Raw genomic sequence first — 21,820 nt, 5'->3', positions numbered from 1 at the left:
GAAAAGCTCGACTTCCGCGTCAGGACTCTGTAAATTCGTCGCGGTGTGTCAGTGTGATTATGAAAGCGGGGCTTTCTGTCTGCTGAACGTTTCCGGGGTCAATTAACCGTGGGGAGGTCAGAATGCTTGATACGTCTGTCCACTCAATGAGTGGTTTGTTTGCACAACTGGGGTTGCCCAACGCCCCGCATGAAATTCAGCAATTTGTTGAGACCCATAGACCTCTGCCACAAGCAGAACCTTTGGCCAGTGCCCCTTGCTGGACGCCATCGCAGGCTGATTTTCTGCGTGACGCGATAGCCAAGGATTCCGACTGGGCCGAGATTGTCGACGAGCTGAATGTTTTATTGCGCGACTAAGAGCAAATTCTTACCACTACCTTCCAATTTCCTCCAATAACAACCCAACTCACCCATCCTCGCGAGGCTGCTCCGGCAACCTCGCGAGTTGTTGTGTCTGTTATTCGGTTTTTTGGCAGCAAGCGGCTGGATGTATTCGCGGTGATTACCGCGTCAATGTGAAAAAGTACTGATCTGTTGAGGATTAATTATTTAAATGTTAAATCAAATTTCGGTAAAAGCGCGTCTTTTACTTCTGGTGTGTGTGCCCTTACTGGTGTTAATCGCCACCAGTACCATCGCTATTAAGGAGATGGGAATGCTGCGCGATAGTGCGTCCGGAATATACGAGCACAGGGTAGTGCCGCTTAAAGAGATCAAACAGGTCGCCGATGCCTACGCGGTTGCCTCGGTCGATGTGTTGCACAAATACCGCAGCAATTTGATGGGCGGCTCGGAAGCTGCCGCGCAATTGCAGCAGCAGGCAACGCTAGCCAGTCAGATCTGGCAGAATTATTTATCAACCACGCTTACTCCCGAAGAGGAACAACTGGTTGAACAGGCTCGCCCTCAAATTGCCCGCTTTCAACAAAAAATAACCGACTATCAGCAGCGCATTATTGATGGCAGTTTGCAGCAGGACAGCGCCACTGAATTTAACCGGGAGCTGTATCAAATTGCCGATCCGCTCAGTGCTACGCTGGATCGTTTGATGGACATTCAGCTGGTTGAAGCCGAAAAATTCAAAACCGACGCTGCGCAACAATATGAATTTTTTCTGCAATTATTTTTAACGGTACTGGTGGTGGTACTGCTGGTTCTTGCGCTGCTTTCCTGGATGATTTATCGCTCCATACAAAACCCGCTGCACAAATTGCAAGAAGCTATTTCAGTGGTCAGGCACCAGTCGGATTTGCGTGCTCGCGCAGAAGTATTTGGTAATGATGAAATTGCGGTAACCGCACTCGCATTTAACCAGACGATTCATGTGGTGCATCAAAATTTTACCGAGCTGGGAGAGGCAGTTTTTCAACTGGCGGCGGCATCGGAAGAAATGAGCCAGATCAGCCAGCGGGTAAGTGATACCGCTTCTGAACAGGAACAACAGGCAACGCACATTGCTACCGCCGTCAGTCAAATGTCGATGGCGATTCAGGAGGTTGCCAACCGCGCGTCGTCAACGTCCGAGCAGGCTGGCGACGTGAATGAAAAAACCGGTCAGGGTTATCAAAAAGTTACCGACAATGTCAGCTCCATTGAGCAGCTTTCGGCGATTATCCACAGCGCCAGCGACGTGATTGAGCAGCTGAATCAGGAGTCTGAACAAATTACCCAGGTGCTGGCGGTTATTCAAAATATTGCCGGACAAACCAATTTGCTGGCGCTTAACGCAGCTATCGAAGCGGCGCGCGCCGGCGATGCCGGGCGCGGTTTTGCGGTAGTGGCGGATGAGGTTCGTACGCTGGCCACCAACACCCAAAAAGCCACCGAATCTATCCGCACTATGATCGACAATTTACAAAATGCTGCGCATGAAGCGGTGAGTGCCATGACGCAGTCAGCACAGTATGCCAATACCAGTGTTGACCATGCGAAGGATGCTGGCGGTGTGCTGGGAGCCATTAAATCGGCGGTGGGGGTGATTGTAGATATGAACGTGCAGATTTCTGCCGCCACCGAGGAACAAACTGTGGTGGCTGATGATATCAGCAAGAATATCGCTGCTTTCAGTCGCAGTATTGGGGAAATTACCCGCAGCGCCGGCCACAGTGCTGGTGCCAGCAGCTCACTCGCCGCACTGGCGGCTCGTTTGCAGCAACAGGCATCTTCTTACCGGGTGTAATTAAGACGTTTTTGCCTTCTCAGGTTGCAGCCAGTTCTACGACAGGCAGTATGCGAGTTTGGTGTTAGGGCGCATGTTGCAAAACTGTCATGTAAGCCCGCCATGGATGGCGGAAGCTGGAGCAACGCGGTTGGCGCAACACGGTTGGCGCAACGCAGGCGCAGTGACTTGTCGGTTTTGCAGCATGCCCCTAACAACAAACTGACATAGCGGCACGTGCATTTTTTATTTTATTTATGTCCGTTGTATTAAAAAAATAATTTTTCACGAAAAAAAATTGATGTAACGCAGGGAATAATAATTTATATCGCTAGAACGAAATAATTCAATACCTGATCCGTAAAATAGGCCAGACTCCTGCAGTGCGAAAGTGATTTGCACCAGTGGATTGTATTTTTACATGGAATCAGGGAGTAACGTATGTTGTATTTTTCAAGTCAGGGCGTTCACACGCCTTATCCGTTTACCGGCAGTCTGGACAGCATTTTTCGTCTTCAAGCTGCACAACACTCCGCCAAACCCGCCGTTATTTTTGGCTCACAAACCATCACCTATGCCGCTCTGGATCAACAAGCCAGCGCCTGGGCAAAACTTTTTCAGGATCATCAACTCTTGCCGGAAGAGCCGGTTGCCCTATTGCTGGATTCCGGTATTGATCAAATCGCGGTGCAGCTGGGTGTTTTACGCGCCGGTGGCTCCTGTGTGCCATTAGACCCGGCGCAACCGGATGCGCGCCTGAATGATATGCTGGCCGACCTGGAAACCCGTTTGCTGGTCACTACCGCCCAATGGCAAGAGCGTTTGAACGTCGATCATATTCTGCTGACCGATAGCCCGCCTGCCGACATTCATTTCAAGCCGGTGGTCACCAACGCACAACATCGCACTCATTTTCTGCACACCTCCGGTACCACCGGCCGCCCGAAAGCGGTAGAAATAGAAGCGCTGAATATTTTGCGATTGGCCTTTAACCGCGACTTTTCCCCCCTGTCTGCTGATGACGTATGGGCGCATATTTCCAACCCGACGTTTGATGCATCGCTTTATGAAATTTACGGTGCACTGCTGAATGGTGCTTCACTGGTAGTTATTCCCAAACAAACTTTGATTGACCCTTACGCATTTCGCGAGGTGATTCGTAACCGCAACATTACGGCGATGTGTATTACCACCGCGCTATTTAATTTGACGGCACTGGCGCTGCCCGATGCGTTTACCGGTGTGCATCATGTATTGGTCGGCGGAGAAGCTGCCAATGCTCACGCCTTACGCGAAGTGCTGGCGCATTCGGGTGTGAAAAATTTACGCAATGCTTATGGCCCTACAGAAAGTACGGTGTATGCCACCTCACTGCATATCGTCCCCGGGTTACTGGACGGTAAAAATACTGTCAGCATTGGTCGTGCCATTGATAACACCCAGGTATTTATTCTCGATGAACAACAGCGCCCGGTGACCGGCGTACAAACGGGAGAAATTTATTTGGCCGGTGACGGTTTGGCGAGAGGCTACTGGAAACAGGATGCTTTAAATCAGCAGCGTTTTGTCACCTTGAGCCTCGCGGCGGATCAACCACCCGTACGTGTGTACCGTACCGGTGATCTTGCTTCATGGAATCGTGATGGCACCATTGAATATCTCGGGCGCGCCGATAGCCAGATCAAACTGCGTGGCCACCGGATCGAGCTGCAGGAAATAGAAACGGTTTTATTGTCTGGCGGGACGCTGGATGGTGCGGTGGTTGATTATATTCGGCCACAGATTGGCGAAGCCGAGGGCTATTTGCTGGCATACGTGGTAGCGGCAGATGATGCCGGTTTTGATCCCGAGCTTTTAAATAATGATTTAAAAAGTCGCTTGCCGGTCTGGATGTTGCCGCGCATTCGTCAGGTGCCGTTTATTCCATTAAACCCGAATGGCAAGGCGGACCGTCGTGCATTGAAGAGTTTGTATGTGGATGATGTCGCCCCCGTTGAACCCTCCGCCGACGAGGAAGAAACCCTGAGCGGGAAGATTGCCCGTATCTGGCGGGATGTTCTCGGCATTCACTCTTTAACGCCAGAAGATCATTTTTTTCAGGTTGGCGGCAGTTCCTTGCAAGCGGCGAGTCTGGTTCTCGAGTTGAAGCGGCGCCTGGCTTTTGATTTGCCCATCCGAACGCTGTACGAACATCCGCACTTGAAAGACTTTTCCTCATTCGTGCAAAACTGGTCTGTCAATCAAGCCGGGTTACAGGTGACCGATACGGTAGCCGCCTTGCGCGAAGATGCCCGCCTGGCGGACCAGATAATCGCCAGGCCGAATGAAGTGACGGATTGGCTGGCCGCTGATGAAGGGCGCATTTTTGTAACCGGCGTGACCGGGTTTCTGGGCGCCTTTTTTCTGCATGACCTGCTGCATACCGCGGGTGTGCAAACGGTTGCCTGTCTGGTGCGGGCGGACAACCAACACGATGGGCTGGCCCGCATTCGCGATAATCTTGATGCCTATGGTTTATGGAATGAAACCTTCACTGCGCGCATTCGGGTGCTGATCGGCAATCTTGGCGATGAAACCCTGGGGCTGGGGGCACAGGGTTTTGCCGAGCTGGCAAATTGGGCCAGCGTTATTTTTCACCTGGGCGCGCACGTCAACTATACCCAGCCCTACGAGTTCCACCGTGAGGCAAATGTGCAGGGCACTTTGAACATTCTGAACCTCGCCAATACCGGCCGGGGCAAGGGTGTGCATTACGTTTCCAGTATTGCCGCTTACGGGCCCACCGGTTTCTTTACCGGCACCACCGAACTCTACGAAGAAGAGTCGCTGGATTTGCATTTGCAGTCGCAGAAATACGACACCGGCTACTCGCAAAGCCAGTGGGTTGCCGAACAGTTGGTATGGGCAGCCAAAGAGCGGGGGTTGTCGGTGGTGGTGTACCGCCCCGGTTTTATTATGGGCGACAGCCAGCAGGGAATTGGCAACCACAAAGACTTCGTTGCCCGGTTGATTAAAGGCTGCATATTACTGGGCGCATTTCCCCGGCTGGAAAAGCAGAAAAAAGAATTCATCACCGTCGATTATGTGTCTGGCACTATTCTCACTATTGCCAAAAACCCGCAGCATTATGGCCATGCCTACAATCTGGTGCCGCTGCACGCGAGAGATTCGGTGAGTGTGCTGGAGTTGCATGCCATGCTGGAGCAAAGTGGTTACGCACTGGAGCTGTTGCCCTATTCACGCTGGGTACAGCGGCTGGCCGCGCACAGCACCTTGTCAGACAACCCTTTATTACCGCTGGTGCCGATGCTGCAAGAGCCGGTATTTGGTGCTCTGACGCGCTGGGAAGTCTATGAAAATATGCCGGTCTATCGCACCGATAACGTCCGGCAGGTGCTGGGCGCCGACGCGCATTGCCCGACCATGAACCAGGCGCTGCTGGACCGCTATTTACAATCCTGGCGCGCGTCCGGATTCCTGCCCGCGCAGCCACGAAAGCTGTCTGCCTGATAACCGCTCGTCATCGCCCGGCGTCGCTATTGCGGCGACGCCGGGTTTTATTTTGCTGTTTCACTTTCCAATGAGGCTATTTCATCACCACTATCGGTAGTGGTTTGGCCTATAATTCGGCTTTTCTGCCGTCTCTACCGGATGGCAAGGTTTATTCGGATTCTGATTGCTTTATGGCTTCGCATTTTTCCCGTTCATTGCTGGCACCGCGCCACTGGTTATCCTGGCTGGGGGCTGGCGTCTGGTTTCTGCTTGCTCAACTTCCTTACGGCATTCAATACCGCATGGCAAAAGCCCTGGCGCCTTTGTTAAAAGGCCGCAAGCGCCGCTATGCCATGGCGCAAGTGAATATTGCCCGGTGTTTTCCACATTTGAGTGAAGCGGAGCGCGAACAAATATTGCGCGACAATATGTTCTCCATGGCGATGGCGCTGTTCGAAACCGGTATTGCCTGGTTTTGGTCGAAAAAGCGCTTGCATAAATTATTCACCATCACCGGTGTGGAGCACATCGAGGCCGCCAATGCCGAAGGCAAGGGCGCCTTGCTGCTGAGTTTGCACTTCACTCATCTGGATCTTGGCAGTGCCATGTTGGGGCAGTTCGTCAATTACGATGGTATGTATCGTCCGCATAAAAATCTGGTGTATGACTATTTGCAAAAGGTGCGCCGTGAGGCTTACTGCCCAGGTGGTATTACCATTCCCCGTGACAATGTACGCACCATGATCAGCCGCCTGCGCCAGGGCCGTATGATCTGGTACGCGCCGGATCGCGATCTCGGCCCCAAGGTGAGTATTTTTGTTCCGTTTTTCGGCGTGCAAACCGCTACCGTAACGGCAACGGCCACGTTTGCCCGTATGGGTAAAGCCAAAGTCATTCCGTTTACCCAGCGCCGCTTGCCGGATGGCAAAGGTTATGAGGTGACTATTCATCCACCGTTTGAAAATTATCCTGCCGGTGATGAATACGAGGATGCGTTGCGGGTAAATCAGTTTATGGAGCGGGAAATCCTGCCCTGTCCGGATCAATACTTCTGGGCAACACCGCGTTTTAAAACCCGGCCTGAGGGTGAAACGTCTTTCTACACGGGCAGGATTTAAAAATCAGTGAGTTCTTTACAGAAAAAATAAAACCGGCATCCAAATAGCCGGTTTTATTTTTTCTGTTTAATCCTTTCTTGCAATAACCATCGCGCCTTTGTTGATACCTTCATAGGCGCGTACCAGCACGGTTTTTCCCGCATTTTCATCCGCTGTTCTGTGTGCCATATGGTGCGCAATCAGCTCCACGGTAGAATCGGTATCCATCAAATAGCAGCGGGCTTTGGGTAAGGTAATTTCAAAATAACCTTGCGCGGACGTGTAAGCAAAACGGTAGCAAGCGTGGCCGTTGATTTCCGGCTCGGCAAGAATATCTTCACGAGTTCCTACATAAATATCTTTCCAGCGCTCGGCCCATAAGGCTTCCTGCTGCGCTGATTTCACATCATCCAGATACACATCAATACGCGAGCGGTGGCCGTGAGCGATGCGCTGGCAATTACCATCGTGTTTTTTCAAACCGTGGCTGTAATGATAAAAAGCGCCGTCGATCACTTCGGTAGAAAACGTCAGTTCGATTTGCTCAATGGAATCCGGGAATAGCGCTTTAAACTGGCCTATGCACCAGTCGGCAATACTGCGGTCGGTCAGTACATCGGTATCTACCAGCGCGACGGAGGAGCGGGGGCAGCGGGTGTGCAATATTTCGTTGCTATCGGCGTAGCGCCACTCGATATCCAGCAGCTCGCCTTCTTCTTTCAGCGTGAGGCGCGGCGACCGTAGCGGAATCGCCAGGCGATGATCCAGTTCTTCATCCAGCCAGCGGCGCATCACTTTTTTTACTGTGCCGAAATCGCACACCATGCCTTGCTGATCAAGCGCGCCATGCAAACGGATATTGGCCAGCCAGGTTTCACCCAGCAAACCGCGTTGATCATCCAGAAAGCTGAAATCCACATTGGTGAGGTTATCGACAAATAGCAACATGATGGGGCCGGTGATGATGTTTCGGGGCGGCTATGATAACAGATCGCTCTGCGCATGCCTGAGGTCCCGATGAGTTTTTCAGCGCCGGTGCCGGCCAATTACCCGGTGAGTGCACCGCGCACCAACCGGATTTTTTCCGGAAAAGTGCGATCTGTCTCCGGTTTTTTTAAAAAAGTATAAAAGCGAAGCTTCCTCATTTTCAAACGGTGCCAGGGTAAAAAATGCGGCTTCCGTCGTCCGGTTATTGCCGGGTGGCGGCAATGTTTAATTTCACCACCAATGAGGATAACTCTCGTGACAACCACTGTTGCCCGAACCTGGCCAGGGACACTTCACCCGATACACACCCTGTTGCTCGCCGGCAGCGTGCCGCTTTTTCTGGGCGCACTGCTGAGCGATATCGCTTATGCCATCAGCTACGAAATTCAATGGACCAATTTTGCCGCCTGGTTGATTACCGGGGCGCTGGTTTTTAGCGGGCTGGCCTTGTTGTGCGCGGCCATCGGCTGGTTTCGTTTTGGTCGTCATCAGGGGCGAACATGCCTTTATCCGCTGCTCTTGCTGGTAACCTGGGTGCTGGGTTTTATTAATGCGCTGGTGCACGCCAAAGATGCCTGGGCGGCTATGCCAGCCGGTTTGATTCTCTCCATCATTGTGGCGGTACTGATCAGTGCTGCCGCCTGGATCGGCCTGACCGGCTGTGGTTGTCGTGCAGGAGGTGCAAAATGAAATTATTACGTGGGTGCGCAACTTTGTTGGTTTCTGTTTCCTTGTTAACGGCTTGCAGTGGTAAAGACCCGGATCCGAATCAATACGGTGCCAATGTAGATTTGCCGAAACCCCAGCGTGGCTTGTTACCGAGCATGACCATTGCCAAACCGGCAGAGTGGGGTGATGAGCTGCCCATTGTGCCGTCGGGATATGCCATTACCGCCATTGCTACCGACCTGAAAATTCCCCGTCAGCTGCTGGTATTGCCTAACGGCGATATTCTGGTGTCCGAGGGGCGCGGTGGTAATGCGGCAAGCCTGACGCCCAAGGATGTGATCGCCGGTTATATCAAAGCCCAGGGCAATACCCAGGTGGAGAGTGGTAACCGCCTGACCTTGTTGCGCGACAGCGATGGTGACGGGGTTTATGAAGAACAGGGTATTTTTGCCGATAACCTGAATGCGCCCTATGGTTTGGCGCTGGCCAACGGCAATATTTATGTTGCCAATCAGGATGAACTGGTGCGCTTTCCTTATCAGGACGGCCAGACCGAGGCCAGCGGCGCGCCGATAAAAGTCGCTGATTTGCCCTCGGCGATTAACCACCACTGGACCAAGGCGCTTACCGTCAGTGACGATGGCCAATTCCTGTACGTTGGTATCGGCTCCAACAGCAACATTACCGAACGGGGTATGGAAGCAGAGGTTGACCGCGCCATGGTGTGGCAAATCAATGCCGAAACCGGCGCTTACAAACCTTACGCCACCGGGTTGCGCAACCCCACTGCGCTGGCTATTCAACCGGGCACCGGTGTGCTCTGGTCGGTGGTGAATGAGCGTGATGAGCTGGGCCCGAATCTGGTTCCTGATTACCTTACCTCGGTTCAGGAGGGCGGTTTTTACGGCTGGCCCTGGGCTTACTGGGGCAAGAATGTAGATACCCGTGTGCGCCCGGCAAATCCGGAAAAAGTCGCTGTCTCCATAACCCCGGACTACAGTCTGGGTTCTCATGTGGCGGCGCTGGGTCTGGCCTTTTCCAATAATGTAATGGGGGCAGAATTTTCCGATGGTGTATTTGTGGGTGAGCACGGCAGCTGGAACCGTAAAGAGCCGGTTGGCTACCGGGTCAGCTTTGTGCCTTTTAGTAATGGCCAGCCATCCGGACAACCGATTGATTTCGTCTCCGGCTTTCGGGGTGACGATGGCAAAACCCGCGGCAGACCGGTGGGGGTGGCAGTAGATCCTCGCGGTGCGCTGATTCTCGCGGATGATCTTTCCAACACTGTCTGGCGGGTGACTCGCACGCAATAAGGGATGTGGGGTGTGTCAGTGTGACAACCGGCCAGGGAACGGGTTGTCACACTGACGCTTTGCTGGCAACATTCGGAGCTGTTGTTTTTGAAGGCGGATCTAATTTTATCAATAATTCACCACTCGCTTTCAGAAACAATAGTGTGTCAGGACACTTTAGGTTTTTGCTGCCTGTTGATATGGACAGAATGAGAATTTCTGCCAGCGACCAACTCCATCTGCAGTGCTTTTTATAAGGACATAAACATGAAAAAAATCGCTACGCTTTTTATCGTTTTTTTGATCTCGGTTAACTTCGCCTGGGCACAGGGAGCCATGGATGATCTCGAACACATTCGACAGTTAACGCAGGAAAAAAAGTACCCCGAAGCATTGGCTGCACATCAGCAGTTTTTTGAAGCATCAAGAAGTGCGAGTGGTATGGCGGGCGTGCGCTTGTCATTCGCGTTATTCGATTGGGTTGACCTGGGCAAAGCTTACCCTCCTGCCATGGACGCGCTGAATGACTTGTCTGCCTCACATCGCAAAATTATTCAGGAGGGAAAGTCGGATTTTGGCGTTTTTCACGAGTATAAAGCCATCAACGATGTACTGGATAAAGGCAAGGAAACCGTAGCAACCTTTATTCAGCTTGAGAAGAATTTTCCCGATCAGGCCGCAGGGTATTACCCGGCGATGAAAAAGCTTTTGGTACAGGAAAAGCAGTTGGATGTAGTGGCGAGAAATGCCAATGATCCGATTTATGAATATGAAACGATCCGCCACTCCCGCGAGCAATCGTTAAGCCAAATGCGAAAAAATAAACGTTTTTACGAGTTACCATTTATTAATACGCAGTTCAATAAAGATGTCAAAGCGCTGATTGATGTTACTTCCAAAATCGGTATGAAAGCCGAGGCAGAAGAGATAGAAAATCGTGCTGCTATCTACATGGAAGGTAACCTGACGCGAAAATATCACTAATTCACGGTAAGCATCTTATGAAGCCACATATCACCGTTATTACGCTGGGTGTTGATGATCTTGAAAAGTCCGTCAGTTTTTATCGTGACGGGCTCGGTCTGGAAACAGCGGGCATCGTTGGCACTGAGTTTGAGAATGGCGCAGTGGCTTTTTTTGAACTGCAATCGGGCTTGAAGCTGGCGCTGTGGCCGCGCAAGAGTATTGCCAGCGATACCGGGCTACAGGCGTCCAACCCCGCCCCGACCGGATTTACCCTTGGCCATAATGTGAACTCCATAGAAGAAGTTGACATCATTATGCAGCAAGCGATCGCTGCCGGTGCCAGGGTTATTAAACCGGCTCAAAAAACCTTTTGGGGTGGTTATGCCGGTTATTTTCAAGACCCGGATCAGCATGTGTGGGAGATAGTCTGGAATCCGCAACTGCTGGTCACTGAGAACGACTGACCGAAACGCATACTGTCCATCTTTATGTTCGTGGAGAAAACATGAAACGAATTCTGTTAACCGTAGCCTGCCTCACCAGCCTTTCCGCCTGCGCTGAAGAACCCGCACTGGATTGTGCCAATGCCTTCAGAACCGCCGAGCTCAACCAGTGCGCCTCTCAGGATTGGGACGCGGCGCGGCAAACCATGGAGCAGTATCTTGAGGCGAGCTTGAAGCACAATGAAGAAAACGAAAATCTGGTAGCGGCTATCAAAGAAGCTCAGGATGGCTGGGACAACTATCAAAACAAACACTGCGGTGCTGTTTACACCCAATGGCAAGGCGGTACTATTCGCGATGTAATGGCCTTCTCCTGTAAAACCAAACTGGCAAAACAGCGTACCCATGAACTCTGGGAAAGCTTCCTGACCTACATGGACGACACCCCGCCGGTCTTGCCTGAACCGGGTCAATAGGTGTAGTTTACAGCCATCGCGTGTTTAACAATAAAATACCAAGGGGCCTGTATACCCCTGGTGACAGCTTTTCCCTCTGAAGCGGTAACGGCGCTCATTAACACTGCGCCGTTATAAGACTTCAGCGGTTGATTTTAATAACAATAGAACGCTTGATCATCGCATGACTCAATGCTGAGCCATGTTCCGAAAATACTTTAGCTGTGCGCTCAAGTTTGATGTGTTGTTAAAAAATACTGAACCATCAAAAGCTTACAGTAGATGCTTGCTGCACATTCGCTCTTGTACGCAGGTATTCGCAGACAAAAAATAAAACTGAAAATGTCTGAAGGCAGGCTGTTTTCCGCAGCGCGAAAACCTGCCCGCCGGAAAGGATTTTTGTAGTAAACGGACGTTTAACCCATGATAACAATAGCTAACACCAGCAGACGTACGTCTTTTGAGCCTGAATCTTTCCACTACCGTGTGGATTATGTCGGGCGTGAACGACAACCGGTTTTGATTATCGATAATGTATTTCAGCAGGCTGAAAAGCTGGTGGATTACTGCGTTGGTAATCTCAACTTTCATAACGCAGACAGCTTTTACCCGGGTATTCGTATGTCCGGGCCGCAAGGTTACGACAAGTTTTTGGCTGTTCAATTACGGTCATTAATCCAGCAGGTGTTCGGGGCGCCGATAGATCGCATTCGGGGAGCCAGGTCCGTGTATTCCATGGTGGTTACTCCCCCGGAAAAGCTGGGCCTGCTCCAGCGTATTCCTCATTGCGACTCGGCGGACGAAAACACCCTCGCGTGTGTGCATTATTTGTGTGGCCCGGAACATGGCGGCACCTCCCTGTATCGTCATGTCAGTACCGGCTTCGAAAATGTCAATGTGCAGCGGCAGGATGCTTATCGGAATGCATTGCAAGCGGATTTTGAACGTCAGGGGATGCCATCCGGTTATATCAATGGCTCAACGCCAATTTTTGAGCGCACCGCCAGCTATGAGGCCGCGTTTAACCGGCTGGTAATGTACCGGGGTTTCAATTTTCACTCGGGAAATATTGCTGCTGACTTCCCGTTCGACAGCAATCCTGGAACCGGGCGGTTGACCTTGAATACTTTTTATTATTTTTAAATCAAAGAGGGCGTGTGCAATAAATGCACACGCCCTCTTTGTGTTTTTCAGTGGCTATCAATTTTGCGGATAAATCACAAACTCTTCCAGGCTGTTGCGCGCTTTGGCCAGCGGGGCCAGCCAGTCGCGCTCCGGGTCGCTGTAACCGAGGTATAACAAGGTGACGCTCTTCAACCCGAGTGCTTTCAGATTGAGTACTTCATCAACCAGTTGATTATCAAACCCTTCGGCGGGGGTGCTGTCTATTTTCAACTCGGCAGCCTGGGCCAATGCCATCGCCAGCGCGATATAGCTTTGGCGGGCGGCATGTTCAAAATGTTGCTGCTCGTTTTGTTGCGCCAGGTCTGCTTTCAAACCGTTGGTATAGCTGTCGTAACGTCCACGGTCCTGACTGCGGACATCCGTGGTTTTGTTGTAAATATCATCAATGCGCTCGGTGGTATAAGCGTCCCAGGCGGCAAATACCAGCAGGTGGGAGCAGTCCTGAATGCACGCGGGGTTGAGGCTACCAGCGCGCAGTTTTTCTTTCAGCTCGGGGCTTTCGATAACCAGCACCCGGAATTGCTGCAAGCCGGATGAGGTGGGCGCGAGGCGAGCTGCCTCGAGAATTTTGGACAGGTTTTCGGGGCTGATTTTTTTGGAAGGGTCATAAGCCTTGGTGGCGTGGCGCCAGTTCAGGTCATCGAGAAGTGCCATGGATGGTCTCGCTGTAAACGTTGGAAGGGTAAATATTGCGGATTTTTGGTGTATCACTCGCAATGATTGCGTAAGCGATATGGGGGTTAAGTCAAAAAATACCAACCCCAAGGGTGATAAACCTGCGGAATAATAACGCTGACCAGCTTTCTAACGAGCCTTTCTATATCAATTTCCGATATCAATTTCCGATATCAATTTTTCGGTATCAATTTCCCCATTTCAATTTAAACAACCTTCCGCTACCCGGCAGAAGATAGCGGAAGCAGTGACAAACTAGTGAGGGTTTCAGGTCAGTCTTCCGCCTTGGCAATTTTTCTATCAGCTTTTTCCTGATCACCTTCGCTTTCCTCCAGACCTTCCTGATCGGTGTGGTGGCCTTCGTATTGCACTTCAATCAATACCGGAAAATGGTCAGAGCCCATGTGCGGCAGGCGCTGGATATTGACGAGGGTAAAATGGTGGCTGTGGAATAAATGATCCAGCGGCCAGCGCAGAAAAAACCAGTCGGCATGAAAGGTGTTGAACATGCCGCGCCCCACGCGGGGGTCAAGCAAGCCGCTGATTTTGCGGAACAGCCGGGTGGTCGTTGACCATGCAACATCGTTAAGGTCGCCGGTGACAATGGCCGGGCCATCAAAATGTTTCAGGCTTTTGGCAATCATCAGCAGTTCAACATCGCGCTCCAGCGATTCTTCATTTTCTGTCGGGCTGGGCGGTGCCGGGTGCAAAAAATGCATGCGCACCGGCGTACCATCTTTCATGACCACTTCGGCATGAACCGAAGGAACGCTATCTTCTACCAGAAATGCTACCCGTGGCTGGTTAAGTTTCAGCCGCGAGTAAACGTGAATGCCGTAAAGATTATCCAGAGGGTGTTTGATCTGATAAGGGTAATCGTTGCTTAGTTGATCGAGATGGGTTTGCCAGCGGGCATCGGATTCCAGCGTGACAAAAATATCCGGTTGGTGTTGGCGAATTTGCGCAATCAGTTTTTCCGGGTGTTTGTTGGGCGTTAGCACATTGGCGGCGAGAACACGCAGCCGCTTTTCTTCGCCGCCCGGGCGGGCTTTTTTAACTTCTTTTTTCCAGAAGAGGGTGTAAGGCAGAATCCACCACAATTGATAAACCAGAATTCCGAGGTTTATCACTACCAACCAGGTTTGCAAGGTCGAGCTGACGCCCTCTGCAACAATCGCTACCACCAGCACAATGCTCGACAAAATTGCCAGCTGCAGACGGGGGAAATCCCAGCTTCTAACCCACCATTTTTCACTTTCCAGTAGCGGTACAGCGGTTGCAACAGCCAGCAACAAGGTGGCGCTTACTAAAATCCATAATGACATGACAACGTTTCCAAAGTTAACCAATGCATCTCCACGGTCGTTAAAGTGTGGCACAGTTTTTTGAATTTTCGCCCTTATTACTGCTCGTCGGCATGCGCTTCGGTCAACAATGCGCGGCAGTCTGCATCTTCTGCACCGCCGGTTTCAATAAAGGGAATCAGCGCCGCCAGCGGCGTTAACAAGCTGCCCAGCGCGGCTGCGGCCAGTACGCGGGTTCCGGCGCGACCAGCATCAATGCCTACGGAAGGCGCTTTTAACTGACCGGAAACCGTAATCGGGGTTTGTGCGGAAAAGGGGCTGAAGTCTTTGGCGCGGGGTTTGAGTCGCGCTTCAATGCGCTCGTCTTTCAGGTCGATATCCACATCGCCGACGATGCGCGAATCTTTGGTATCAATCACAATAATGTTGGATTTGAGTTCGCCATCGGTGACGGCAAAATCCATCACACCGCAATGAATATCGGTGGCTCTGTCCCGACCAAGGAATAACGGAATGGCCTGGGCAATATCCAGGTCAGCGGCTTCCACCAGCAGTAAGCTGATGGTGCCTTTGGTCATAATAATAGACACCTTGCCATTACTGCTGGCGAGCACTTCGGCCAGTGAGGCGCCGGTGCCGGACAATTCCACCTTGCCACCAAACATGCCTCCGGTCGATTCGGCAAAACGCGTCTCTTCAAAAAATTGCCCCAGACTGAGCTGGCGTAAATTCAAATCTATCGACATGGGGGGAATGTCCTGCTTGGCATCGACCTGAACACGACCGTCTACCGAGCCATCGGCCAGGTCAATTTGTAACGGTTCCAGGGTGAGCAAACCATCCTCCAGCAAAAAGCGCACATTCATGCCGCGAATAGGAATCGCCGGTGCATCAATTTTTTCGGCATCCAGGGTGATATCCAAATCGGTAGCGCGCAAGCGATCCAGCGTGAGCGGCACATCGGGAATCAGTGTGGCACTGGCTTCGCGCTCGGCAATGGCTGCTTTTTGTTCTTCGGTAGCCACGTCTTCCGGTGGCGGCAAGCCGATAAAGCCGCCCAGGTCGCCGCTATCCAGCACGGTGGAGTGCACATTGGCTTTCAAGTAGCCGCGTGTGCCGCCGGTGTCGTAAGAAAGATCACCGGAGAGATCGCTATCACCCACCAGACCGCGAAAATCCTGATAACCCCATACGGTACCTTCTTTGGTGAGTTGCCCTTCCAGTGAGTAGCGAGGCGTTGGCGGCAGCGGAATGGCGGTGAGGTAGAATAAATCGGAAAGGCTATCGCCGCTGACATGCAGGCTGGCATCAATACCGGTTAGCTGAATCGGGTCCTGAAAGGTGCCTTGCACCTGAACGCGGGTTGCGCCCATGGTCAGCAGTACGCGCAACGGGAAGGGAACTGCGGTATCGCGCAGGGTTTCAAGGGACGCGCCTGAGGCCTCGATATCAAACGGTTGCTGTTGCAGAGATCCGCTGCCTGCCACCGAGAAACCGTTCGGGTCATTAACGTCGAGGGTATCGGCATCGCCGTCGCCACCATCACCAATAACGGTGTCGAGGGTTAAGTCCAGATCCAGCGCCAGTACCGCATCGCGGTACACAAACTCTCCATCGGTTAATGTCAGTTTGCCAATCACCGGAAATTCAAAGCGGTTTTCCGGCGTAACCGCTTCAGTGGCAACCTGGGCTTTGGACATGAACGGAAAATTCCAGTTGGCCTCGTCTTCACTGAGCCGCTGCAAGGACAGGTAAGGCTGGATGACGGTGATATCGCCAAATTCCAATTTCCCGATCAGCAGTTTCGACGGGTTGAAGGTGAAATCCAGCGAGGCGATGCTGGCCATGGTATCGCCGTCGTATCCCGGCGCATTGGTCAGGCGAATATTTTCGGCGTGCACCCGGGTATCGCGCCAGCGCCACTGAATATCCAGTGCGCCATCAATGGTTAACTGCCGATCCAGGTGCTTGCTGCCCTGGCTGCCAGCAACCGAGCGCACAATATCTTCGGAGTAGTAAATCAACAGGGCAAGGGCCAATACAATAATCAGCAGTAGCGATGCGACCGCAATCAAAATTCGTTTCATCATCCGGCTCATGGCGATACCTGGGGCAAGTGCGTTGAAGAGGCTTATGTTCAAGCCTGGCACATTGCCCGCAGGTTTCAAAAAATGGCCGGGAGCCATTTTTGACATTGTGAACGATGGCTCGAAGAGTCGCTGTCAGGGATGGCAAACGACAAAAAGCCGTTGCGATTCTGCATCACAGATCACGCTTTGGCGTATGATGCAGGCCTCATTTCGGTCGCTTTTGTAACCCGACCAGCACCGATCTTCACAGCGTTGATAACCCGACGTTTTTCAACGCGGCCAATTGCTTAAGGAACTCGCTCTTGTCCACGCTCGCTGCCCCGGTTTTTCTCTCCCGTGTTGCCATTATCAAAATGGCGATTCCGATTATCCTCGCCAACGCCGCCGTCCCTTTATTAGGGTTGGTAGACACCGCAGTCATGGGGCACAGCGGCACAGCCGCCGATCTGGGTGCTATTGCGCTGGGTTCACTGGTGTTCAGCTTTATCTACTGGGCCTTCGGCTTTTTGCGTATGTCTACCAGCGGCTTCGTCGCCCAGGCGGAGGGCGCGAACAACGCCCTCGAAGTGCGGCGGGTATTTTTGCGCTCGGCGGTGATGGGGGTGTTCATCGGCCTTTGCTTGCTATTGTTGCAATACCCGATCAGCCTGTTCGCGCTATCGCTGCTGGATGGCAGCTCCGCCGTAGAGCAGGGAGTCAGGGATTATTTCGCTATTCGCATTTGGGGCGCACCGGCAGCGCTGTCAATTTATGCCATTACCGGTTTGCTGATTGGCCTCGGGCAAACGCGTCGCTTGTTATGGCTGCAGTTGTGGTTGAACGGCGTTAACCTGGTGCTGGATGTGTGGCTGGTAATGGTGTGGGACTGGGGCGTGCGCGGCATTGCCTGGGGCACCATTGTTGCCGAATGGTCCAGTGTACTGCTGGGGCTTTGGATGGTCAGCCGTATCTTCCGTTCGCAAACCGGCATCAGCCGTTCGGTTACGCTATGGCGTCATCTGTTTGCGGGTGATGCCTTACTGAAAACCCTGAAAACCAACGCGGACATTTTCTGGCGCACGCTGTTTATGTTGATTGGCTTCGCCTGGTTTTCCAATCAGGGCGCGCGCTTTGGCGATACGATGCTGGCGGCTAACCATATCCTGTTGCAGTTCATTTCTTTCGCCGCCTTTTTTCTCGACGGCTACGCCTTTGCGGTTGAGTCGCTGGTGGGACGGGCAATGGGTGCACGGCAGCGTGCGGTGTTTGATCACGTCATAAAACGTTCATCAGAAGTTGCTGGCATCACCGCGATTTTACTGGCGACGCTGGTGTTGTGTTTTGGTTCTTACCTGATTGACGGTTTAACACGCATAGCCAGTGTTAACCAGCAAGCGACGTTGCTCTTGCCCTTTGCGGCGGCCTATATCTTGCTTTCTTTTGCCGCGTTTCAATTGGACGGCATTTTTATTGGTGCCACCCGCAGCCGCGAGATGCGCAATGCGTCTTTTTACGCACTGCTGGTGTTTTTGGCGCTCGCCTGGCTACTAACACCGCTGTGGGGCAACCAGGGATTATGGTTGGCCTTTATTGTTTACGTGGTAGCCCGTGCCGTCTGTCTGGCGGTTTACCTGCCTGCGATGAGACGGCAAATAGAACAACATTCACTTTTCACACACTAACCGGAGCACAGCCAACGGATGACCGAATCCATTACCCAGGTACTTACCTTTATTGTTGAAATTGAAGCGCTGAAAAATGTGCTGCGCAAAAGCCGCCCGGTAGGGCTGGAGCGTTACGAAAACTCTGCCGAACATTCGTGGCACGTGTGTTTAACCGCGCTGCTGCTGAAAGATTACGCCAACGAGCCGGTTAATATTGACCGGGTCATCCGCATGATGCTGGTGCACGACCTCGGCGAAATTGATGCCGGTGATACCTTGGTCTACGCCGGTGAAACGCCGGAAATCAAAGCCAAAGAAAAAGCTGGCGTTGCCCGTTTGCTCGGCTTGTTACCGGCAGCGCAAGCCGCAGAGCTGCAAGATTTATGGGATGAGTTTGATGCGGGTACTTCCAGCGATGCACGCTACGCCCGCGCTATCGATCGTATTCCCCCGTTACTGCAAAACCTCCACGGCGATGGTCACAGCTGGCGACAAAACGCCGTACCGCCAGAGCGCATCCTCGGTTTGAATGCACGTATCGGTGAAGGCAGCGAAGCTGTGTGGAGTGTGATTCGCGGCAGGCTGGAGCAGGCATTTGCGGAAGGTATTTTAAACAAGGTCTGATGTGTTCGACGAAAATTATCAGGCTCAGTCCCATCAGAGACTGAGCCTGACATTTTTAATTGGCCGCCTGAATGGCGTGCCATGCGGTTAATTGCAGTTGTTCGACAAAATCATTGATTGCTTCATTGTTGATATCGTCTGCATTGATCAGTACGATCAGCGCATTACGGCTCGCTCTGTCCAGCAGCAACAAAGTGGTCACGCCCGGATCAGCGCCTTCATGAGAGGCGTAGCTGTTGTCCAATCCCCAAAAATATCCAATACCTTGTCCCAGATGTTCTTTCAGCAATGGGCTGAACATCAACGCTTTTACTTCATCGGTAATAACCGGGTGATTGTTTGCCAGCAGCGCCTCGGCGAATTTCGCCATGTCATTGGCTGACGCGGTTAAAAATCCATCCGGCCAGCTATTGGTGCCGTAAGCGGGGTAGGCTACAAACTCATCTCCGGATTTTGCGTAGCGGGTTGCGACATTGGGCAGGGTGTCGCCGGTCAAGTCCCAGCGGATGTGAGAAAGTTGTAACGGCATTGTCAGTTTTTCTTCAAACAATGTCGGATAAGACTGGCCAGCTACCTCTGACATTAACAGGGTTGCCACTGCGGTGGCGACATTCGAGTACTCGAAATGTTCGCCCGGTTGCAGGCTATCATCCTGTTGGTAATTACCGTCGGTGTAACGGTTGCCAGATTGCTGCAAGTAATTCGGCAAAAACTCGCTCAGCGCCTGGTAAGCCGGCTCCGGGCAATCCAGATCTTCATAAAACACGTTATACAAGCTGCTACCGTCAGCACTCAGGTAATAGCCGCAATTAAAATACTCGCTATCGAGAATGCCGCTGGTATGCGACAGCAAATGTTTGAACAAAATGGGTTCGGAAAAATGTGCCGGTGGTGTCAGCTCGAAACCGATATTGCCAGACACCGGCAACTCCGGGCTGATTTCCCCTTCCGCTGTCATTATCGCCGCAAGCGTGCCATTAAATACTTTGCTGACCGATGCCAGAAAAAACGGCGTGTCGGCGGTAGCTGGCCGGTTTTCCGACGCCTTGCCAAACCCTTGGCTATAAATCAGCTCGCCATTTTTCAGGGCGGCGAGCGCAATACCGGGGAATATTTTTTGTTGCAATGCCTTCTCTATCTGTTCTTCCACATCGTCAAAACTGACCGGCAGCGCGTAAGACTTACCGACTAACGAAAGTGCCTTGTCATACGCCTGAACGCGGGATAACGCAAAATCTTGCCGGGAGAAAACCGACGTTTCGATATCCACCGGTACGCCAGTCACTTCGTAACTATTGCCTTGCATATCCAGATAACGTTCGTTGGATAAGGTTAACAACCAGCCGTTGGGCAGAGTGACTGGCAACATATCGGACAGCGCACCATTGCTGGCTTCACCGAGAAGCCTTACCTGCGGCAAACTTTTCATCATAATGCTGAAAGTTTCGGCGGCAGAAACGCTCAGTTTGCTGTTAATCAAAAACACCGGTTTGCTATAGGTTGTGGCGGCGGGAGTAAGATTCAGGCTGATCAAATCGGTGGTCGCCAAACGGTTGTTAGCCTGTTTTTGCAATACTGCTTGTGGTTTGCTTAAAAAGTAGCGCACCAATTCGCTGCTAATATCATCATAACCACCGCCGTTAAAGCGGTTGTCGATAATAATAGCGTCGGTATCGGCAAGATCTGCCATCATCGCCTGAAAGGCTGCTTTTGCCTGGCCAAAGTCGTCGGCGACATCACCCTCATTTGCGCCAAAACCACCCAGGGCACTTAGCATAATATAACCGACATTATCGTCGCTTTTTGCCCACCACAAAGGCTGTTCTTCCCCGGCTTGTGTTAATTCTTTTCCTGCATACAACTGCATTAATTCCAGTGAGCTTTCCAGCATTTCTGAAACGACGTCTTCCTTTGCAGTTTCTGTTTCGGCGGCGTACTCGGAAATAGCGTTGGCAGGCGCTGCACTGAAATCAAACGCTTCACCATGGATTTCTGCTTCCAGCGTTGTATGGCTATCATTAAAATCCGCAAGCATTTCCGAAAAAATGCTGAACAAGGCTTCATCGCTTAAATGACTATTAACCTGCGGCGCATACTCTTGATAAGCTTGCTGCCAATTGATTTGGCGCTCCGGGAAAAACGCATACAAATCGTTAATGGTGTGCCAGAACAATTCAAAGTTTTGAACGGGGTCTTGCGTCTCTGAAATAGGGTTGCGACATTTTTCCGGTAAGCCGCTAATACGATGCAATTGCAACGGAAATGCCTCGGAGCCTGCCATAGCCAGGCTGAGGCGACGGCCTTGCCCGGTGAAGCGCTGCTCTGAAATATTCAAATCGGCCAGCGAGCCTTCTCCACCTTGCCAGCAAAATTTATCCAGCGCGTGGTAAGTTTTATAGGTGGTATCAGTAAACACCACAATGCTGCCATAACCGGGTTGCTCGTAAGTCCCCGCCAACGTTGCGGGCTTCTCATGGTGTTTCGGCTTCTTGTCGTCGCTGCCGCAGGCGGTAATTAATAATGCGGTGCCGAGTACTGCCAATCCCATTGCTGTCTTCATAACAGTTTCCTCTGGTGGGGTAATAACTGCGGGTCACTTTATAAGTAACCCGCCGCCAGAGCTGTATGAAGCTTGCGCTGTTTTTGTATGAACTTTGTAAGGCGGTTTACAAATAATTTGTTTATGCAGCCGTTTGCCATTACAGAGGGGCGGTAATCTCACCATGCTGTGACAGAAC

17 protein-coding genes are annotated in these 21,820 nt (G+C 51.9%); 12 read left to right on the top strand and 5 right to left on the bottom strand.

Features of this window, described 5'->3' with window-relative positions; all coding sequences use genetic code 11:
• Positions 1–122: 122 nt before the first annotated feature.
• The 4 genes from C4F51_RS13905 to lpxL all read left to right on the top strand — a co-directional run bounded on the left by C4F51_RS13905 (position 123) and on the right by lpxL (position 6,770).
• Positions 123–359: a DUF2789 domain-containing protein gene (locus tag C4F51_RS13905; RefSeq protein WP_193910771.1), complete on the top strand. Its 237-nt coding sequence runs from the start codon at positions 123–125 to the stop codon at positions 357–359.
• A 196-nt stretch (positions 360–555) separates the two neighbouring features.
• Positions 556–2,181 carry a methyl-accepting chemotaxis protein gene (locus C4F51_RS13900; RefSeq protein ID WP_193910769.1) on the top strand — a complete coding sequence of 542 codons (1,626 nt, stop codon included), beginning with the start codon at positions 556–558 and terminating at the stop codon, positions 2,179–2,181.
• A 420-nt stretch (positions 2,182–2,601) separates the two neighbouring features.
• The gene (locus C4F51_RS13895; protein ID WP_193910767.1) at positions 2,602–5,670 is read left to right on the top strand and encodes a non-ribosomal peptide synthetase; all 3,069 of its coding nucleotides are present in this window, start codon (positions 2,602–2,604) and stop codon (positions 5,668–5,670) included.
• Between the two features lie 173 nt (positions 5,671–5,843).
• Positions 5,844–6,770 (top strand): LpxL/LpxP family Kdo(2)-lipid IV(A) lauroyl/palmitoleoyl acyltransferase, encoded by a 927-nt coding sequence (gene lpxL / locus C4F51_RS13890; RefSeq protein ID WP_193910765.1) that lies wholly within the window; start codon positions 5,844–5,846, stop codon positions 6,768–6,770.
• Between the two features lie 66 nt (positions 6,771–6,836).
• Here the strand turns inward: lpxL and C4F51_RS13885 are convergent, their stop codons facing one another.
• Positions 6,837–7,697, bottom strand: a complete 861-nt coding sequence (locus C4F51_RS13885) for a 6-carboxytetrahydropterin synthase (RefSeq protein WP_193910763.1) — start codon at positions 7,695–7,697, stop codon at positions 6,837–6,839.
• Positions 7,698–7,991: 294 nt separating this feature from the next.
• On the opposite strand from C4F51_RS13885, the gene C4F51_RS13880 reads away from it, so the two are divergent.
• The 6 genes from C4F51_RS13880 to C4F51_RS13855 all read left to right on the top strand — a co-directional run bounded on the left by C4F51_RS13880 (position 7,992) and on the right by C4F51_RS13855 (position 12,704).
• On the top strand, positions 7,992–8,426 hold the full coding sequence (locus tag C4F51_RS13880; protein WP_202987692.1) for a DUF2231 domain-containing protein: 435 nt from the start codon (positions 7,992–7,994) through the stop codon (positions 8,424–8,426).
• On the top strand, positions 8,423–9,718 hold the full coding sequence (locus C4F51_RS13875) for a PQQ-dependent sugar dehydrogenase (protein ID WP_193910759.1): 1,296 nt from the start codon (positions 8,423–8,425) through the stop codon (positions 9,716–9,718). Before C4F51_RS13880 ends, C4F51_RS13875 begins: the two co-directional genes overlap by 4 nt.
• 246 nt (positions 9,719–9,964) lie before the next feature.
• Complete coding sequence (locus C4F51_RS13870; RefSeq protein ID WP_193910758.1) at positions 9,965–10,681, top strand: hypothetical protein; 717 nt, start codon at positions 9,965–9,967, stop codon at positions 10,679–10,681.
• A gap of 17 nt (positions 10,682–10,698) precedes the next feature.
• Complete coding sequence (locus C4F51_RS13865; RefSeq protein ID WP_193910757.1) at positions 10,699–11,127, top strand: VOC family protein; 429 nt, start codon at positions 10,699–10,701, stop codon at positions 11,125–11,127.
• Positions 11,128–11,168: 41 nt separating this feature from the next.
• Positions 11,169–11,582: a lysozyme inhibitor LprI family protein gene (locus tag C4F51_RS13860; RefSeq protein ID WP_193910756.1), complete on the top strand. Its 414-nt coding sequence runs from the start codon at positions 11,169–11,171 to the stop codon at positions 11,580–11,582.
• Positions 11,583–11,984: 402 nt separating this feature from the next.
• A complete protein-coding gene (locus tag C4F51_RS13855) occupies positions 11,985–12,704 on the top strand; it encodes a DUF6445 family protein (protein WP_193910755.1) in 720 nt (239 codons plus the stop codon).
• A gap of 57 nt (positions 12,705–12,761) precedes the next feature.
• On the opposite strand, the gene C4F51_RS13850 is transcribed toward C4F51_RS13855, so the two are convergent.
• The 3 genes from C4F51_RS13850 to C4F51_RS13840 form a co-directional block, all read right to left on the bottom strand.
• Positions 12,762–13,400 (bottom strand): nitroreductase family protein, encoded by a 639-nt coding sequence (locus tag C4F51_RS13850; protein ID WP_193910754.1) that lies wholly within the window; start codon positions 13,398–13,400, stop codon positions 12,762–12,764.
• A gap of 293 nt (positions 13,401–13,693) precedes the next feature.
• Positions 13,694–14,746 carry an endonuclease/exonuclease/phosphatase family protein gene (locus C4F51_RS13845; protein WP_193910753.1) on the bottom strand — a complete coding sequence of 351 codons (1,053 nt, stop codon included), beginning with the start codon at positions 14,744–14,746 and terminating at the stop codon, positions 13,694–13,696.
• Positions 14,747–14,823: 77 nt separating this feature from the next.
• Positions 14,824–16,815 (bottom strand): AsmA family protein, encoded by a 1,992-nt coding sequence (locus tag C4F51_RS13840; protein ID WP_193910752.1) that lies wholly within the window; start codon positions 16,813–16,815, stop codon positions 14,824–14,826.
• A gap of 302 nt (positions 16,816–17,117) precedes the next feature.
• Between C4F51_RS13840 and C4F51_RS13835 the strand changes: the two genes are divergently transcribed.
• Together C4F51_RS13835 and C4F51_RS13830 are read left to right on the top strand one after the other, a co-directional pair.
• The gene (locus tag C4F51_RS13835; protein WP_235992338.1) at positions 17,118–18,476 is read left to right on the top strand and encodes an MATE family efflux transporter; all 1,359 of its coding nucleotides are present in this window, start codon (positions 17,118–17,120) and stop codon (positions 18,474–18,476) included.
• An 18-nt stretch (positions 18,477–18,494) separates the two neighbouring features.
• Positions 18,495–19,082 carry an HD domain-containing protein gene (locus C4F51_RS13830; protein WP_193910751.1) on the top strand — a complete coding sequence of 196 codons (588 nt, stop codon included), beginning with the start codon at positions 18,495–18,497 and terminating at the stop codon, positions 19,080–19,082.
• A 55-nt stretch (positions 19,083–19,137) separates the two neighbouring features.
• On the opposite strand, the gene C4F51_RS13825 is transcribed toward C4F51_RS13830, so the two are convergent.
• Positions 19,138–21,642, bottom strand: coding sequence for a serine hydrolase (locus C4F51_RS13825; RefSeq protein ID WP_193910750.1), 2,505 nt, complete (start codon positions 21,640–21,642; stop codon positions 19,138–19,140).
• Positions 21,643–21,820: the final 178 nt, after the last annotated feature.

This window comes from Cellvibrio polysaccharolyticus, from assembly GCF_015182315.1.
Taxonomy (GTDB): Bacteria; Pseudomonadota; Gammaproteobacteria; order Pseudomonadales; family Cellvibrionaceae; genus Cellvibrio; species Cellvibrio polysaccharolyticus.
Note: the sequence above shows the minus strand (reverse complement) of the source record. Positions and strands in the feature narration are given on the sequence as shown.

Coding starts and splice junctions, on each gene's coding strand:
- lpxL (WP_193910765.1), top strand. CDS start 5,844: ATGGCTTCGCATTTTTCCCGTTCATTGCTGGCACCGCGCCACTGGTTA.
- C4F51_RS13905 (WP_193910771.1), top strand. CDS start 123: ATGCTTGATACGTCTGTCCACTCAATGAGTGGTTTGTTTGCACAACTG.
- C4F51_RS13840 (WP_193910752.1), bottom strand. CDS start 16,815: ATGATGAAACGAATTTTGATTGCGGTCGCATCGCTACTGCTGATTATT.
- C4F51_RS13845 (WP_193910753.1), bottom strand. CDS start 14,746: ATGTCATTATGGATTTTAGTAAGCGCCACCTTGTTGCTGGCTGTTGCA.
- C4F51_RS13830 (WP_193910751.1), top strand. CDS start 18,495: ATGACCGAATCCATTACCCAGGTACTTACCTTTATTGTTGAAATTGAA.
- C4F51_RS13865 (WP_193910757.1), top strand. CDS start 10,699: ATGAAGCCACATATCACCGTTATTACGCTGGGTGTTGATGATCTTGAA.
- C4F51_RS13860 (WP_193910756.1), top strand. CDS start 11,169: ATGAAACGAATTCTGTTAACCGTAGCCTGCCTCACCAGCCTTTCCGCC.
- C4F51_RS13885 (WP_193910763.1), bottom strand. CDS start 7,697: ATGTTGCTATTTGTCGATAACCTCACCAATGTGGATTTCAGCTTTCTG.
- C4F51_RS13895 (WP_193910767.1), top strand. CDS start 2,602: ATGTTGTATTTTTCAAGTCAGGGCGTTCACACGCCTTATCCGTTTACC.
- C4F51_RS13875 (WP_193910759.1), top strand. CDS start 8,423: ATGAAATTATTACGTGGGTGCGCAACTTTGTTGGTTTCTGTTTCCTTG.
- C4F51_RS13825 (WP_193910750.1), bottom strand. CDS start 21,642: ATGAAGACAGCAATGGGATTGGCAGTACTCGGCACCGCATTATTAATT.
- C4F51_RS13900 (WP_193910769.1), top strand. CDS start 556: ATGTTAAATCAAATTTCGGTAAAAGCGCGTCTTTTACTTCTGGTGTGT.
- C4F51_RS13850 (WP_193910754.1), bottom strand. CDS start 13,400: ATGGCACTTCTCGATGACCTGAACTGGCGCCACGCCACCAAGGCTTAT.
- C4F51_RS13870 (WP_193910758.1), top strand. CDS start 9,965: ATGAAAAAAATCGCTACGCTTTTTATCGTTTTTTTGATCTCGGTTAAC.
- C4F51_RS13855 (WP_193910755.1), top strand. CDS start 11,985: ATGATAACAATAGCTAACACCAGCAGACGTACGTCTTTTGAGCCTGAA.